This window comes from Enterococcus sp. BWT-B8, from assembly GCF_020567625.1.
Taxonomy (GTDB): Bacteria; Bacillota; Bacilli; order Lactobacillales; family Enterococcaceae; genus Enterococcus_L.
The window spans coordinates 213,879-229,701 of record NZ_JAJDJV010000002.1 but is presented as its reverse complement, the minus strand read 5'-3'; the positions used below and the strand labels follow the sequence as shown (position 1 = coordinate 229,701).

Below are 15,823 nucleotides of genomic sequence, written 5' to 3'. Positions count from 1 at the left end.
AACACTAGTCATAAAATGACTAGCTGTGAATGGATACCTTCCTGGAGCTGCTCATATTTTCAGTATCGTTTGACTTATTTCCAGAACTGCTGTCTCTACGAGTCTAACGATTCTCGAGACAAACCATTACGCTGTAGCCGTTTTTCTGCGTCTACGGTTCTCACTACACTACACTTCGTTTCGATCTCATCAATTCCTAAATGGCAAAGCCACTAAGAATTGAAGGACTTCGTTCCGATCCTCGAAGCATGTCTGGGGGCATGTAGGAACTTACTTCTACGCTTCTTCGAATGCTCGAATCATACAAAGACTGGAACACCGTTTATTCGGCTTTAAGGGTATCAGACATCCTTATGTCACAGTCCCGTTTACCCTTGTTTTTAAATCCAATAAAAAAAGACAGAAAATTTCAGATTCCTGCCTTTTTCAACTTTATTTAATTTATTCTGAATCAAATTGAATATTCAGGATATCCAATATTCTCGCCAGATCAGATTGAGAAAGGTATTCAATTTCTATTTTCCCTTTTCCTTCTTTTTCCTGAATCATGACTGTCGTACCAAACTTGTCCATTAAGCGATCTTCGCTTTCACGTATATAATACGGCTTCTCTTTTACCGGCTTCTTAACCGTTTTAGCGGTTTTTTTACCTTCATCTTCATTATAGTCATTAACTATCTGCTCCAGCTGACGAACAGTCAACCCTTCTTTGGCTGCTCTATCAGCCAATGTAGAGATCAATTTCTTATCCTTCAGACCCAGCAATGTTCTTGCCTGCCCCATAGACAGTATTTCCTGCTGCACTAAATCTTTCACCAGCTCCGGTAAAGTCAGCAATCTCAGATAGTTTGCAATATAGGGACGACTCTTACCCAAGCGTTCTGCCACTTCCACCTGTGTCAGCTTCAGATTTTTCATCAGCATATCATAAGCTTCTGCTTCTTCCAGCGGGTTCAAATCTTCCCTCTGCAAGTTTTCCAGTACAGCAATCTGCATCATTGCTTCTTCATCGAATTCACGGACAATTGCTGGAATAGTCTCTTTTTCAGCCAATTTGGATGCCCGGAAACGTCGCTCACCAGCAATAATTTCATAGCCTTTTACAGATGATTTTCGGACAATAATCGGCTGGAAAACACCTGACTGCTTAATGGATTCTGCCAATTCATTCAATGAACTTTCATCAAATGTTTTTCTGGGCTGATAGGGATTTGGACGAAGCTCCTTAAGAGGAATTTCAATGACCTCTTCTTTTTTTACATCCACTTCTTCCAAACTAGCAAAATCTTGAAACAATGCATCAATACCGCGGCCTAAACCTTTTCCTTTACTCATTATTATTCAACACTTCCTTTGCTAGAGATAAGTAGACTTCGGCTCCGCGAGATCTCGGGTCATAATCAATAATTGACAGCCCATGACTTGGCGCTTCCGATAAACGAACATTTCGAGGAATAATCGTGTCATACACTTTTTCACGGAAATACTTACGAACCTCTTCCACGACTTCGGCTCCGAGATTCGTCCGGGCATCATACATGGTCAAAAGAACTCCCTCAATCTTCAACTCCGGATTAAAGTGTTTTTGAACCAGACGTATCGTGTTCAGTAACTGACTAAGTCCTTCCAATGCATAATATTCACATTGAACCGGGATTAAAATAGAGTCGCTGGAAGTAAACGCATTAATGGTCAAGTGTCCCAGTGACGGCGGACAGTCAATCAGAATATAATCGTAATCGTTTTTCACTTCTTTCAGCGCTGATTTAAGCCTGGACTCCCGGGCAATCATGGAAGTCAATTCTATTTCAGCTCCGGCCAGCTGGATAGTGGCAGGAATAATATCCAGATCTTTTCTTGTTGTCTGTAAAGTCACTTTATTCAGGGGCTCTTCATTCACCAGTACATCATAAATGTCATGAGCAACATCCGGTTTTCTAATTCCTACACCGCTCGTCGCATTTCCCTGAGCATCGATATCAACCAGCAATACCTTTTTTCCATAATAAGCAAGACAAGCACCTAAATTTACAGTAGTCGTTGTTTTGCCTACTCCGCCTTTTTGGTTCGCTACAGAAATGATTCGTACCATGTGTTTTGTTCCTCCATCTTATTTGATCGGCTGTTTATTTGGCAACCCTGGTTTTCTTGGATATTTTTTCGGTGTTTCCTTTTTCTTCTGAATTACAACAATATGCCGTTCATCATGAGTAATAGGCAATTCAAACGAACGTTCCTGTTCGAATTTCCCCCCCAATACAGCAATTGCTTTTTTTGCTTCTGTTATTTCTTCTTCGCTCTTTGATGCTTTTAATGCCAGAAAGAAGCCATCTCTTTTTACCAGAGGCAGACAAAGCTCCGCCAATACATTCAGACGGGCAACAGCTCTTGCTGTTACATAGTCAAATGCCCCTCTAAATTCTTCAGTCTGTCCAAAAGTCTCTGCCCGGTCATGATAGAGAGAAACATCAGATAAGCCTAATTCTTCAGTGAGATGAGTTAAAAATTTGATACGTTTGTTCAGAGAATCAACAATCGTAACCTCTAAATCTGGAAAAACTATCTTTAAAGGGATGCTTGGAAACCCGGCTCCGGAACCCACATCGCAGATTTTCTTATCAGATGAAAAATCCTCAAAAAAAGCCAGCGATACAGAGTCATAGAAATGTTTTAAGTATACTTCTTTTTCTTCTGTAATAGCCGTAAGGTTCATCTTTTCATTCCATTCAATCAACAGCTGATGGTACTTGGCAAACTGCATCATTTGCTGATCAGATAAAATCCTTCCTTTTTCCTCTAACAAGCGTCTAAATTCTTCTGGCGTCATATTATTCCTTCCTAGCGTGAAACACTAAAATGTTTCACAGTTTCTTACTTTACTTTATCGCAAATAGCTGTTTCATGCAATGGTTTTGATAACTTTTATCAGCTTTCTTAAAATGATCTGTTTTTTCTTCGAAACTCCGGTAATACAGAATGATTCCAGTATAACAGAAATAGGTAGAATAGATGGGGCAACGGAAATGAAAAAGCAAATAGATGACGTCAAAAAATGAAGACCTCTCCTAACAGTACTATCCTTTTTAACTTCTAATCAGCTTTTTAACAACCTTCTGTAGATGAAACAAGAACTTCCCCTGCCTGCTAGTGTATCATTTCAGTAAATTCGCTTGTAAGTTACATGAAAAGAGTGATAAAATGGAGATCAATATATTTTAAAAAGAGGGGTAGTTATGGGAAAAATTAATCAAAAGCCAGGTGAAGTGTCTTTTATTCAGGCAATTAAAGATTTCTTTCTGGGATATGTAGACTTTAAGGGCCGGACAACAAGGGCCGGCTACTGGTGGGTAACATTGATTTTATCATTAGGCGGGTTTGTTATGGCTTTTGCTATGTTGGGAAAAATTTTTTCATTGGTATTTAGTTTAATTGATGATTACGGCTATTATTCTGAAAGTGAAATTGCTGCAGCTTTAACTGACTCTATCGGAGTGTTCATTCTTTTCGGCGTTATTAGTTTAGCATTAATACTGCCAACACTGGCACTTTCAGTCAGAAGATACAGAGACGCCGGGGTTACCGGTCGGGGAGTTTTGACCTTTTACATTATTAATTTTGTCGGAAACATTATTAATTTAAATGGAAGTTCTGCGTTCTTAACGTTGATTGTCTCCGCAATCAGCATCTTTTTCTTCATACTGTCTATTTTACCAACTGATTCACTGGTAACAACAAGCAACAGTGATGCCATGCAGTTCTTTTTCAGAAAGAAACAGGAAAAAGACAGCGAATGGGTAGAATATTAAGCCATTTTAACTTATCTGGAATATGCTGCAACAGTTTTTAGTACCAACTGTTACAGCATATTTTTTATCAGGTATTTTATTTTTCCATTTTCATATTCACATGGGGAATATCATCTTCCAGATAAACCTCTGAGACAACTTCAAAACCAAAGCTTTGATAAAATGCCACTGCATATTCCTGAGCACTTAATACTACCGATAGATTTGTATAGCGTTTTTTTATCTCAGTCAGTGTCTTTTCCATTAGAAGATTACCATATCCTTGATCACGATAGTTTTTAGTCGTCAATACACGCCCGATACTGATGCAGTCTCCTTTGTCAATAATTCGGGAATAACCGGCAATATCAGTTCCTTCCTGCAGCCAAACATGCCATGCTGTTTCATCATCGGAATCAATCTCCTGATACGGACACTGCTGTTCAACGACAAACACTGCAATACGTGCTGCCATAATTTTCAGTAATTCTGCCGAAGATAACTCTTCCAATTTTTTAATCTGAACATCCATTTTATTCAACTCCTGCTTCTTAATTTATCTTGTATTTATACTTTTCCATTTTTTTCCGATCACAGTCAATCACATACAAAAATGGACTGCTGTACACATAAACAATATTATAATAAAGTGGAGAAGCAATTGTCGTTAAGTGTTTCAACAACCCTCTGATATAAGATTCATCTTCCCAAAAAACAAAGATAAAAAGATTATTTTCCTGATAAAGTGTGTAGCTTCCATTTTGCAGTTTTTTCAGTTTATTATCATAGGCTTCAATCAAATTAAATAAGCTATCCCAGTTTGCCAAAGAAATTCCTACTTTTTTTACTGTACCGTCTGGTAATCTCAACGTCATCTTTATCACATCTGTACCGTATTCCTGCTTAAGTCTTTTTAACAATTTTTGCTCGTCCTGAAATGGCACACTGCTTTCTCCCAACGTATGCAGAACTCCTTCTTTCAGCGATTGAGTGACTTCTACGCCAACATTGTTTTCAAGGCTTTGAATATCAGGTTTGTCCAGAAGTTTGGCTTGTTTATATTTTTCAGGAAAAATTGTCTGCAGTATTTCAAGTGCTTTCCGTTCGTCCGGACGTTCCATTTTATTTCCCCTTCATATATTGATTTATCTAATTATACTACATTGGCAACGTTTCTAAAGAGAATTCCTTTTCAAAATAGTATATCTGTATTAAATTCTTTGTTAAGACTTGTATTATTTTATACTGTGTTATACACTGTACTGTGTGAGGTGCTAATATGAATATAGATGATTGGAAATCACAGGTTAAACGCGGTACCTTGGAGCTTTGTATCCTTTCTCTTTTATCAAAAAGAGATTATTACGGCTATGAGCTGATAGAGGTATTGAGCAACTGGAGTATCATCGCCACAAACGAAAATACAATGTATCCGTTACTTAGACGTCTGACAAAAGAAAGCTATTTGGAAGGCTACTGGCAGGAAAATAATGATCTGCCTCGAAGAAAATATTATCGGATTACCGATCTAGGTATTCGATATCTTATGGAAATGACCGTTCTGTGGAAAACATTGACCAGAGCAGTCGATGATATTCAGGAAAACAGGGAGGAATTATGATGAATGAACAGGCTTCAGTCTATTTACAGCAGTTAAACAATTATTTAAAGAAGATGGATCAGCAGGAACGGATGGATATCCTTGAAGAAGTAGAAAGCCACATCTTTGAAGCTGTAAGCAACGGCGCAGAGATCGATATAGTCTTGAAAACATTAGGAAGTCCCAAAGCTTTGGCAGATTCTTATATTGACGAGGCATTTCTTAAAGAAGGCTCTTTCAACTTGAGTAATTTGATGAAACTGATAAAATTCTATTTTGTAACTGGTTTTTCAGGTATGTTCATTGTTTCCTGTGTAGGAATCATTTCAATTACATTCTATTTTTGTTCCTTTATAGTAGTTGCAGCAGGTGTTATCAAAATGATTGGTCTGTTTTTCGGCTATTCACTGCCGATTGTTGTTATGAATTTTGGTTTTTGGCAGGCTCCTGATTTCATGGCTTTGCCAGTTTGTCTTCTGGTTGGTTTGCTGCTTTATATCAGCAGCAAAAAAATGTGGAATTGGCTGAAAGGCTATCTGCTATCTATTTCTGTTGCGCATCGTAAACTGAAAAATTCCAATTAACAAAAAAATAAGCGTCGGATTTCTGTGCTTTCACAACACTTCCAACGCTTATTTGTATTCTTTTAACGATTTTTTGTTTCAAATAAAGGGCTGACTGGTTTATTTTCGTGAATCCGTTTGATAGCATCACCGATTAGTTCGCCAACACTGATTTCATCAATCTTATCGATCTTGCGGTCATCCGAAAGATAAATGGAGTCTGTTACAACCAGACGTTTAATCGCTGAATCCTGAATCCGTTCCAGTGCAGGACCTGATAATACTGGATGTGTACATGAAGCATACACTTCTTTGGCACCGGCTTCTTTTAATGCATTAGCGGCCAATGAAATGGTTCCGGCAGTGTCGATCATGTCATCAATCAACACACAGATTTTCCCTTCCACTTGTCCAATGATATTCATTACCTCTGCCACGTTTGCTTTAGGACGGCGTTTGTCAATAATTGCAATTGGAGATTTCAAGTACTCCGCCAGTTTTCGGGCACGAGTCACTCCGCCATGATCCGGTGAAACTACCACCACATCGTCGCCCTTAATCCCATGTTCCATAAAGTAATCAGCAATCAGCGGCGCACCCATCAAATGATCCACAGGAATATCGAAGAATCCCTGAATCTGTACCGCATGCAAGTCTAATGTCAACATTCTTGTAGCTCCGGCTTTTTCCAGCATATTCGCTACTAATTTGGCTGTGATCGGTTCACGTGCACGAGCCTTTCGATCTTGACGCGCATAACCATAGTACGGCATAACAACATTAATTGTTTTGGCACTTGCGCGCTTCAACGCATCAATCATGATCAATAGTTCCATCAAATTGTCATTCACTGGGCTGCTCGTTGATTGAATCAAATAAACATGCGACCCTCGAATACTTTCTTCAATGTTGATTTGAATCTCACCATCACTGAATTGGCTGACAGATGACTTACCTAATTCCACACCAACTGCTTTTGCAATTTTTTCCGCTAGAGGGCGGTTAGAATTAAGAGAAAAAATTTTCAATCTTGGATCAAAATAATGTTTTGACATTGGGACCTCCACTTTCTATTTTGAACAATAGCTTCCTTATAAATAGTAGTCACTTTTTACAAATAAATCAAGTGATTTTCCTATAGTAATACCAAATTATCATCAATTATACGCATTTAAACCGTTTTACTATTTTTGTTTGCAGCTTCACAGATTTTCATTTCTATTCTCCTTCTTTTTTTCTGCTTAATTCTTTTTCAGGCATTCTTATTCTTAGTTTTTGTTCATTCATAACAGATATTTCCTTTAAAAAAATTTTTTAGACAGTTCTCCGGATATGTCCAAATGAAACACTTGCATATCTTCACTAAATATACTTCAGCTCGACATGTAGTTGTTTTACGAAAAATTAGGAATTAAAATCGTTTTTACACCTTTTTACTTCTGATTTTTCTACCAAGATTATACGAATATCTCTTTTTTCTATTTATTTTTCATTAAAAGCCAGAAAAACATTTAGAAAGCGCTCTATATTTGTTAAAATAGTCTTGTGCACTAAAAAATAGGAAGAAGGAGTGTTTGTTTTTTGAAGAAGCTAGGGCGTAACAAAATCAAAAACATCTTTCAATGGCTGATTGTCACAGGTTTGCTGGTAAGCGGAAGCACAACAGTTCCCGCAACAGCAGAAACTGAAGCGGAGGAAACCCACCGGCTGACTGTTCTGGGAACCTCTGATGTTCATGGTCAGCTGTGGAACTGGTCGTATGAGGATGACAAAGAAGCTGCTGTCGGACTTTCACAAGTAAGTACGGTTGTCAAAAATGTTCGTACAGAAAATCCCAATGGAACGATTTTAATTGATAATGGGGATATCGTACAGGGAACCATTCTTACCGATGATTTGTACAACAAAGAACCACTGATTAACGAAGAGCATCCAATGATTAAAGCCATGAATGAAATCAAATATGATGCTATGGTCCTTGGAAACCATGAATTCAATTTTGGCCTTGATCTGATTGACAAAATCAGCAGCGAAGCATCTTTCCCAATTCTTTCTGCAAACACATATGTCAAAGCAACAAATAACCGTTACGTAGGAGGCACCACGTTAAAAGATATTGATCTGGATAACGACGGGACAAAGGATCTGACTGTGGGAATTATTGGTCTGACCACTCCGCATATTCCAAATTGGGATGGGGCAAAAGTTGAAACACTGTATTTCAATGCTTTAAAAGATGAAGCCGAAAAAGCTGTAGCAGAACTCAAAGGCTCTGCGGATATCATCGTGGCTTCCATCCACGCCGGACGGACAGACAACGATCCTGCTGCAAGTGCCGATCAGGTAATAAATAATGTAGCAGGTATTGATGCATTTATTTTAGGACATGATCATCGCTCTTTCGCAGAGCAGATTGACAGTCCCAGCGGAACAGCTCCTGTCGGCGCACCAAAAGATACGGGTATCGAAATGGTTCGGATTGATTTGGATATTGAAAAAATCAACGGAAAATGGGAGGTAAAAAATGACCATGTTTCCATTATTGACACCACACAGGCAGCTGCCGATACAGAATTAAAAGCCGCTACACAAACTTATCATGATACAGCACGTCAGTTCATTTCAGATCCAATTGGAACAGCATCTGCTGATTTCCTTCCGGCAGAAGAAGTGACAGGCATTCCTGAGGCTCAGCTTCAGCCAACTGCCATGATCTCATTAATTAACAATGTCCAAAGAAAATACACAGGCGCTCAGCTTGCTGCTTCTGCCTTATTTAAAGCAGACAGCAAATTAAATAAAGGCACTCTTTCCTACTCTAATATTTTTGATATTTACAAGTACCCGAATACCTTGGTCAGCGTGAATATTACCGGAGAAAATCTGTTAAAATACATGGAAAATCAGGCGGCTTATTACAATACCCCTCAACCGGATGACCTGACCATCAGCTTCAATGAAGCAATACGTGTTTACAATTACGATATTTTTTCAGGAATTGACTATAAAATTGATATTTCAAAAGAAGTCGGACAGCGGATTATCAACCCAACCATTGATGGAGCGGCTGTAGACCCAACTGCCAATTATACAATTGCCATGAACAACTACCGTTATGAAGGTTTGCTGGCTCAGGGAATTATTACAGAAGAACCGTTAGTCTCTACAGATCCGGAAACGCTTCGAGGATATATTGCTCAATATATCAAAGAAAAAGGAACGATTGATCCGGAAAAGGAGATTGAGCACAACTGGGAAATCATCGGCTACAACTTTGATGAAGACTGGCGGGCACTGGCTGTTGAGCTGGTAAATAATGGAACGCTTCAAGTTGTTTCCGCTGCAGACGGCCGGACACCAAATGTCAAGGCAATTACCAAACAGGATGTCATTGAGGCAGGCTTTCAGCCAAGCACTTTAACAATCATGCATACAAATGACATTCATGGACGACTGGAAGGAAACGGACAGGATGTTCTGGGAATGGCCCGTCTTAAAACCTATAAGGATCAAAAGAATCCCGGACTGTTAATCGATGCAGGGGATGCATTCCAGGGGCTGCCTATCTCTAATTTCTCTGAAGGAATGGATATGGTCAGCATTATGAACGAAGTTGGCTATGATGCAATGGCTGTGGGAAATCATGAATTTGATTTCGGTTTTGAACGAGCCCTTCACTATAAAGAAAATTTGAATTTCCCGCTTCTTTCGAATAATACGTATAAAGACGGACAGCTTGTCTTTGAACCCTATACCCTTATTGAAAAAGATGGCAGAAATTATGCCGTAATCGGTGTAACAACACCGGAAACAGCAACCAAAACCCATCCAAACAACATTATCGGAGTAACATTCGCTGATCCGATTGAAGAAACAAAGAAAATCATCAACACCTTGAAAAATTCCGAAACAGCAATTGATGCTTTTGTTATTGCCGGACATTTGGGAATTGATGAAACAACTCCAGCTGAGTGGCGGGGAGACACACTGGCCAAAGAATTAAACGTCAGCTTCCCTGATTTGAATTTGGTTGTTCTGGATGGTCATTCTCATACTGCTGTAAATGGCGGTATGATGTACGGAAATGTCCTGTATACTCAAACAGGCAACTATCTGAACAATGTGGGTCTGGTAAAACTGGATGTAAATAATGTATCTGCTAAATCTGCAGAACTGGTTTCAGCTGAGACTCTGGCAGAGCTGGAAGAAAATACAGCAGTTAAGGCATTGGTTGATCAAGCAAAAGCAACCTTTGAAGCTTGGGGCTCTGAAGTTGTGCTTGAAAATAACCCTTATTTGTTCAACGGAGAACGAGATAATGTGCGTACCAGAGAAACAAATCTGGGAAATTTAATTGGTGACTCTATGCTTTCTTATGGACAAACCGGGTTCAGTTCACCGACTGATTTCGCTGTAACAAATGGTGGAGGTATTCGTGCAACTATCGAACCAGGCTCCGTAACTCTTGGAGACATTATTGCTGTTCTGCCATTTGGCAACAGCATCTCACAAATTAAGGTGACAGGCGCACAGGTGAAAGAAATGTTTGAGATGTCTCTTCGCTCAACTGCACAAAAGGATGAAAACGGCTCAGTCATTTTAGACGATTATGGACAACCGAAATTGGGTGCAAATGGTGGATTCCTTCACGTATCAAGCACAATTCGTATTTATTATGATTCAACTAAACAAGGAACACTGCTAGCAAACGATGAAGGCAACGAATCAGGACAGACAGTCATTGGTCAGCGTGTCTTGCAAATTGAAGTCCAAAACCGTGAAACCGGTGAATTTGCACCAATCGAAGATACTGCTGCCTACAATATGGCAACCAACGATTTTCTGGCTGCCGGAGGCGATGGTTACGACATGCTCGGCGGTGAAAGAGAAGAAGGCCCTTCTCTTGACACCGTTCTGATTGACTATCTGAAACAAGGCGCAGCACTGCGTCTGTTAGATACAGCAACCAATATCGATTTGGCTCAATATGAAGAACAATTCCCTGGAAAACGCATCATCTCTATTGCTGAAGCTGAGTTCAATAAAGAAGGCGGCAGCGATGAAGCAGACAGCGAAAAAACAGCAGGTGAAGGGGACAGAGATAAAAATGGCGGAAATTATCCGAAAACAGGTGAAGAAATTGCTTCTTATCTGGGTATTGGCTTACTGACTGCAGGCGCTGCTGTAACAGGAACCTACTACTATAACAAGCGAAAAATATCCTAGCAGCTTGACCAGATTGTAAATTACAATAAAAGATAATAAATAAATGATTGAAAGTCTTAACTTGTATGCTTCAATAACAAATGGGACAGCTTCAAAAGCAGCAGTCTCATATGTAATACTACTTGGTAGGGCACGTTTCTTGGATTAGAAGAATAACTTGTTTTTAATTCGGTCAAGACACTGGTTTTAAACTTTACGGTAAATAACAACATCATTTAATAACTGAAAAAAGGGGACTGTGACATAAGTATGTCTAAGTCCCCTAAAACCGAATAAACTGTTCTTATTCCTTACCTTCAAAATAAGAAAAATTCTCTGCGTATCCCTTTTTATTGACCTGTCTTGCTCTGGCGATTGCGAGATCATGTGTATATACATCATCCGTAATGGTTGATCCAGCAGCAATCATTACATTGTTTTCGATTGTCAGCGGTGCGATCAAATTAGAACCTGAACCGATAAACGTATGATCTCCTACTGAGATATGCTGCTTATCTTTCCCGTCATAATTCACAAAAATAACACCGCAGCCGACATTGATATCTTTCCCTAAATCTGCATCCCCTACATAGCTGAGATGACCAATTTTAGTCTCTTCACCTACTGAAGAATTTTTTATTTCAACAAAGTTCCCAATATGTGCACGTGAACCAATTTCTGTATTGGGTCTTAAATGGGCAAATGGACCGACATCCGCATGACTTCGAATGGTACTTTTTTCAATTACGGAATGAACAATCTTGACATTGTCTTCAATCACACTGTCCACAATTTCCGAACCGGAGCTGATAAAGCAGTCCTCACCGATTACAGTTTTTCCTTTGATACAGACTCCTGCTTCAATCACAGTGTCTGAGCCAATCACTACGCCTTCATCAATGTACGTACTAGCAGGATCGACAAACGTAACACCATTCATCATGTGCATCGCATTCAGACGTTTATACATAATTTTATTTGCGGTGGCCAGTGCCATTCGATCATTAATCCCCATTGCTTCATCAAAATCAGCCATCCGGTAAGCCGCAATTGTCGCTCCGCCGTTTTTCAAAATTTCAATAATATCTGTTAAATAATACTCACCCTGCGAATTATTTTTCTCTATTTTTGAAAGGGAAGAAAACAAGGCTTCATTGTCAAAACAGAATGTTCCTGTATTGATTTCTCTTACACGTGTCTCTTCTTCAGACGCATCTTTCTGTTCAACGATTTTCTCAACAATTCCCAAATGATCACGAATGATTCGTCCATAACCTGTAGGATCATCAGCTTGAGCTGTCAGAATTGTTGCACTAGCATTTTTCCCTTGATGATAATCAAAAAGATTAGTCAGTGTTTCTGCCGTTAACAAAGGCGTATCTCCTGTAATCACCAGTGTGGTTCCCTTTTTCCCTTTCAGCAAGCTTTCTGCCTGCATGACCGCGTGTCCGGTTCCCTGCTGTTCCTGCTGTAACGCATACTTTGTCCGTTCTCCCAAATACTCTTTGATTGCTTCTGCACCATGGCCGACAATTGTCACAATTTCCGTTGGCTTAGTCTGCTCTACCTGATCGACAATATGCTCTACCATAGGCTTCCCTGCCACGGGATGAAGGACTTTATAAAGCTTTGATTTCATACGTGTACCTTTACCTGCAGCTAAAATGATGACGTATCTGTTCTCTTCCAAATTTGTCACTCCTCAATTCTGTCTCATTCTTTTTTATAACAAGAGAACGGCGTAATTCTAAAATCCCCGCTCTTTAAATCCCAAACAAATGAAGTTTTTTTGATAAAGATAAACTTCTTCATCATAACCTTCTCTTAGTTTATCTTACCAAATGCACTTTTTCAACCAAACCAATTTTAAATAATGCAGATCAATTTAGTCCATTCTATAACTATTAGTTTATGGATGGATGATCCTATTCAGTATAGCAAAAAAACTTCGCTATTTTTTGAACAGCAAAGCTTCCTTGTCTAGCAATTATTTTGATTTATTCTTAACTAAAATAATTTCCCGGAACAACATTAATCGTTTTCGTCTGGGTATCCACATCTTTCACATAGAGCAGAGATGTATAATCATTGATTGCACGCTGTCCATTGAATTTGGACTCTGCAAATACAGTAATGCCCACCAATTCAGCTTCAAATTCCTCAATCAGACTCTTCATACCGTTAACCGTTCCGCCGCCCTTCATGAAATCGTCTACGACAAGAACCCTCGATCCCCGTTCCAGACTGCGTTTGGAAAGCTCCATTTTTTCTATCCGTTCAGATGAACCGGATACATAATTCACGCTGACTGTAGAACCTTCTGTAATTTTTGAATCTCTGCGGACAATCACAAAGGGAATATTCAGATAATAAGAAACTGCCTGTGCAATCGGCACACCTTTTGTTGCCACAGTCATCACTGCATCAACTTTTTGATCTAAATAAATTGAAGCAATCACCCGACCAATCTGACGCAGCAGCTCCGGCTGTCCCAGTAAATCAGAAAGATAGACATAGCCGCCCGGCAACAGACGATCCTGTTCGGACAAACGGTCACCCAGCTCCATAATAAACTGCTTTGCTTCCTCGTATGGAATCTTGGGAATAAACTGAACGCCTCCTGCAGCTCCCGGTACGGTTTCCAGAAGACCTGTTCCTCTCTGCTGAAACGTCTTTTTTACAATCGCCAGATCTTCGCTAATAGAAGACTTGGCAGACTGATATCTCTCAGCAAAAAATGTCAGAGAGATTAATGTATGTGGGTGACTTAACAGATATTGTGTCATATCAATTAGGCGTTCACTTCTACGGGTTTTCAAATTAGTCACTTCCTTTTTTCTCTATCGTTCCTTATTATAAGGGTTTAGAAGAAAAAATTCGAGCATTTTAAAGAAAAAATCTGAAATAGTTCGCATATTCTATAAAAAAGAAGAAGTCAGGGAAAAGAATCTTCGTTTTTCCCTAACTTCCTTTAATTTTTCTATTTCTTAAAGAGATGGTTGTAATATAACGAATAACATTGATTACTAAAAAAATACTAATAAATGCCAGTGTAATGGTCGCACTCGGTGGTGTTTCCAGATAATAAGAACCAGTCAATCCTGCCATCATCCCCACCAGCCCTACAACTGTACTAATTATAATTACCATGTTAAACCCTTTTCCGATTCTCAATCCTGTCGCTGCAGGAAGCACCATAATAGCAGAAATCAGCAAGGCTCCTGCGATTGGAATCATCACAGCAATGGCAACTCCTGTTATTACATTAAACAGCATGGACATCCAGCGTACAGGAAGTCCATCAACATGCGCTGTGTCCTCATCAAACGTCAACACATACATCGGGCGCTTGAACAGGAAAAACAGAATGACCAGCACAACGAACAAAACTGCCAAAATTACTACCTGTTCCCATGTAATAGTAACGATGGAACCAAACAAATATGACTGGATACTTGTTGCAGAATTCCCGCTGTTCATATTCATCAGAACCAGTGCGAGTGCCAGACCGCCGGACATTAAAATAGCGATTGAAATTTCTGAATATGTACTATAAATATGCCGCAAATACTCCAGAACAACAGCTGCTATGATGACTACAACCAAGGTCATTAAATTGGGACTCAAATTAAAGAACAGCCCCAAAGCAACTCCTGCCAAAGAGACATGGGACAACGTATCTGCCATCAGCGACTGCCTCCGGATAACCAGAAACACTCCCAGCATTGGGGCGATAACAGAAATAAATCCTGCAGCCAGAAATGCCCGCCTCATAAATTCATATGAAAACATCTCCAAAATATTCAACTCCCTAATCTATCTTTTTCAATTTTATACTTCATCCATGTCTGTCTCAGAACTCATGTGAAAACAACGCCACTGAGAGTCTTCTTTCCGCACTAAGCGAATTTGCCGATCTGCATATTTCTTAATGTCCTCATGATCATGAGTAATCATCAAAATCGATTTGCCATGAGCATGAGCATTGTGTCTTAACAAACGATAAAACTCGTTTCTGGATTCTTCATCCATCCCTGTTGTGGGTTCATCAAGAATAAACAGGTCAGGATCTGTTGCAAAAATTCTGGCCAGACTGATCCGCTGTTTTTGCCCGCCGGAAAGCTCACCAATGCGTTTATGCCGCATATTCCACATACCAACTGCTTTCAATGCCTTTTCCACGTGCTGATGATCTTTTGTTGTCAGCCGCTGAAACCAGCGCTGTCTGGGAAATCGGCCGGAGCGGACTAATTCCAGTACCGTACTGGGAAAGCCAGCATTAAATGAGGCAATCTGCTGAGGAATATAGCCGATACTGATTTTTTTCCCTTCAGCATTTTTATCAGATACCGTTACTGTTCCGCTTGCAGGTTTAAGCAGCCCAAGCGTGCTTTTTATCAGGGTTGATTTTGCAGCTCCGTTTTCTCCTGTTAAAATAACAAATTCACCCGGATCAACATAATAGGAAACATTTTCCAAAACAGGCTCATCATCATAATAAAATGTTAGTCCCTGTACATCAATGTAATGCATATACGCTCTCCCTTTTTTAATAAAATAACATATTCAGTTCCCAGTCTGATGATATCTTATTCTTCACTTTATTTTTCATCCAAAACTGCTTCATTCAGAGCAATCAAAACCTGCACATGCTCTAGAATACAGCCAAA

Annotated in this window: 14 protein-coding genes; 4 read left to right on the top strand and 10 right to left on the bottom strand. The window is 39.5% G+C overall.

Annotated features, from left to right (window positions below):
* Positions 1–441: 441 nt before the first annotated feature.
* From LI951_RS04440 to rsmG, 3 genes are read right to left on the bottom strand one after another with little or no spacing between them, the layout of a single operon-like run.
* The gene (locus LI951_RS04440) at positions 442–1,335 is read right to left on the bottom strand and encodes a ParB/RepB/Spo0J family partition protein (protein ID WP_202067304.1); all 894 of its coding nucleotides are present in this window, start codon (positions 1,333–1,335) and stop codon (positions 442–444) included.
* Positions 1,328–2,092 (bottom strand): ParA family protein, encoded by a 765-nt coding sequence (locus LI951_RS04435; protein WP_202067303.1) that lies wholly within the window; start codon positions 2,090–2,092, stop codon positions 1,328–1,330. Before LI951_RS04435 ends, LI951_RS04440 begins: the two co-directional genes overlap by 8 nt.
* Before the next feature lie 18 nt (positions 2,093–2,110).
* Positions 2,111–2,827 carry a 16S rRNA (guanine(527)-N(7))-methyltransferase RsmG gene (rsmG, locus tag LI951_RS04430; RefSeq protein WP_202067302.1) on the bottom strand — a complete coding sequence of 239 codons (717 nt, stop codon included), beginning with the start codon at positions 2,825–2,827 and terminating at the stop codon, positions 2,111–2,113.
* A gap of 406 nt (positions 2,828–3,233) precedes the next feature.
* Between rsmG and LI951_RS04425 the strand changes: the two genes are divergently transcribed.
* Positions 3,234–3,806, top strand: a complete 573-nt coding sequence (locus LI951_RS04425; RefSeq protein WP_202067301.1) for a DUF805 domain-containing protein — start codon at positions 3,234–3,236, stop codon at positions 3,804–3,806.
* Between the two features lie 76 nt (positions 3,807–3,882).
* Here LI951_RS04425 and LI951_RS04420 read toward each other — a convergent pair whose 3' ends face one another.
* Both LI951_RS04420 and LI951_RS04415 read right to left on the bottom strand, forming a co-directional pair.
* Positions 3,883–4,317 (bottom strand): GNAT family N-acetyltransferase, encoded by a 435-nt coding sequence (locus LI951_RS04420; protein ID WP_229441397.1) that lies wholly within the window; start codon positions 4,315–4,317, stop codon positions 3,883–3,885.
* Positions 4,318–4,336: 19 nt separating this feature from the next.
* Positions 4,337–4,906, bottom strand: a complete 570-nt coding sequence (locus LI951_RS04415; RefSeq protein ID WP_202067299.1) for a hypothetical protein — start codon at positions 4,904–4,906, stop codon at positions 4,337–4,339.
* Between the two features lie 158 nt (positions 4,907–5,064).
* Here LI951_RS04415 and LI951_RS04410 point away from each other — a divergent pair, with 158 nt between their 5' ends.
* Together LI951_RS04410 and LI951_RS04405 are read left to right on the top strand one after the other, a co-directional pair.
* Positions 5,065–5,406, top strand: a complete 342-nt coding sequence (locus LI951_RS04410; RefSeq protein ID WP_202067298.1) for a PadR family transcriptional regulator — start codon at positions 5,065–5,067, stop codon at positions 5,404–5,406.
* Complete coding sequence (locus LI951_RS04405; protein ID WP_202067297.1) at positions 5,406–5,969, top strand: DUF1700 domain-containing protein; 564 nt, start codon at positions 5,406–5,408, stop codon at positions 5,967–5,969. The genes LI951_RS04410 and LI951_RS04405 overlap by 1 nt, the downstream gene beginning before the upstream one ends.
* Before the next feature lie 62 nt (positions 5,970–6,031).
* On the opposite strand, the gene LI951_RS04400 is transcribed toward LI951_RS04405, so the two are convergent.
* A complete protein-coding gene (locus tag LI951_RS04400; protein WP_202067296.1) occupies positions 6,032–7,003 on the bottom strand; it encodes a ribose-phosphate diphosphokinase in 972 nt (323 codons plus the stop codon).
* 559 nt (positions 7,004–7,562) lie between these two features.
* On the opposite strand from LI951_RS04400, the gene LI951_RS04395 reads away from it, so the two are divergent.
* Positions 7,563–11,174 carry a 5'-nucleotidase C-terminal domain-containing protein gene (locus LI951_RS04395; protein ID WP_420705916.1) on the top strand — a complete coding sequence of 1,204 codons (3,612 nt, stop codon included), beginning with the start codon at positions 7,563–7,565 and terminating at the stop codon, positions 11,172–11,174.
* 283 nt (positions 11,175–11,457) lie between these two features.
* On the opposite strand, the gene glmU is transcribed toward LI951_RS04395, so the two are convergent.
* The 4 genes from glmU to LI951_RS04375 all read right to left on the bottom strand — a co-directional run bounded on the left by glmU (position 11,458) and on the right by LI951_RS04375 (position 15,686).
* Complete coding sequence (glmU, locus tag LI951_RS04390; protein WP_267491697.1) at positions 11,458–12,843, bottom strand: bifunctional UDP-N-acetylglucosamine diphosphorylase/glucosamine-1-phosphate N-acetyltransferase GlmU; 1,386 nt, start codon at positions 12,841–12,843, stop codon at positions 11,458–11,460.
* A gap of 313 nt (positions 12,844–13,156) precedes the next feature.
* Complete coding sequence (gene purR, locus LI951_RS04385) at positions 13,157–13,972, bottom strand: pur operon repressor (RefSeq protein ID WP_202067294.1); 816 nt, start codon at positions 13,970–13,972, stop codon at positions 13,157–13,159.
* A 142-nt stretch (positions 13,973–14,114) separates the two neighbouring features.
* Positions 14,115–14,951: a metal ABC transporter permease gene (locus LI951_RS04380; RefSeq protein WP_229441395.1), complete on the bottom strand. Its 837-nt coding sequence runs from the start codon at positions 14,949–14,951 to the stop codon at positions 14,115–14,117.
* A 33-nt stretch (positions 14,952–14,984) separates the two neighbouring features.
* Complete coding sequence (locus LI951_RS04375) at positions 14,985–15,686, bottom strand: metal ABC transporter ATP-binding protein (protein WP_229441394.1); 702 nt, start codon at positions 15,684–15,686, stop codon at positions 14,985–14,987.
* Positions 15,687–15,823: the final 137 nt, after the last annotated feature.

Excerpts from the sequence above, each read along its gene's own strand:
- LI951_RS04420 (WP_229441397.1), bottom strand. The coding sequence starts at position 4,317 with ATGGATGTTCAGATTAAAAAATTGGAAGAGTTATCTTCGGCAGAATTA.
- LI951_RS04440 (WP_202067304.1), bottom strand. The coding sequence starts at position 1,335 with ATGAGTAAAGGAAAAGGTTTAGGCCGCGGTATTGATGCATTGTTTCAA.
- LI951_RS04425 (WP_202067301.1), top strand. The coding sequence starts at position 3,234 with ATGGGAAAAATTAATCAAAAGCCAGGTGAAGTGTCTTTTATTCAGGCA.
- LI951_RS04415 (WP_202067299.1), bottom strand. The coding sequence starts at position 4,906 with ATGGAACGTCCGGACGAACGGAAAGCACTTGAAATACTGCAGACAATT.
- rsmG (WP_202067302.1), bottom strand. The coding sequence starts at position 2,827 with ATGACGCCAGAAGAATTTAGACGCTTGTTAGAGGAAAAAGGAAGGATT.
- LI951_RS04400 (WP_202067296.1), bottom strand. The coding sequence starts at position 7,003 with ATGTCAAAACATTATTTTGATCCAAGATTGAAAATTTTTTCTCTTAAT.
- LI951_RS04375 (WP_229441394.1), bottom strand. The coding sequence starts at position 15,686 with ATGCATTACATTGATGTACAGGGACTAACATTTTATTATGATGATGAG.
- LI951_RS04435 (WP_202067303.1), bottom strand. The coding sequence starts at position 2,092 with ATGGTACGAATCATTTCTGTAGCGAACCAAAAAGGCGGAGTAGGCAAA.
- LI951_RS04410 (WP_202067298.1), top strand. The coding sequence starts at position 5,065 with ATGAATATAGATGATTGGAAATCACAGGTTAAACGCGGTACCTTGGAG.
- LI951_RS04405 (WP_202067297.1), top strand. The coding sequence starts at position 5,406 with ATGAATGAACAGGCTTCAGTCTATTTACAGCAGTTAAACAATTATTTA.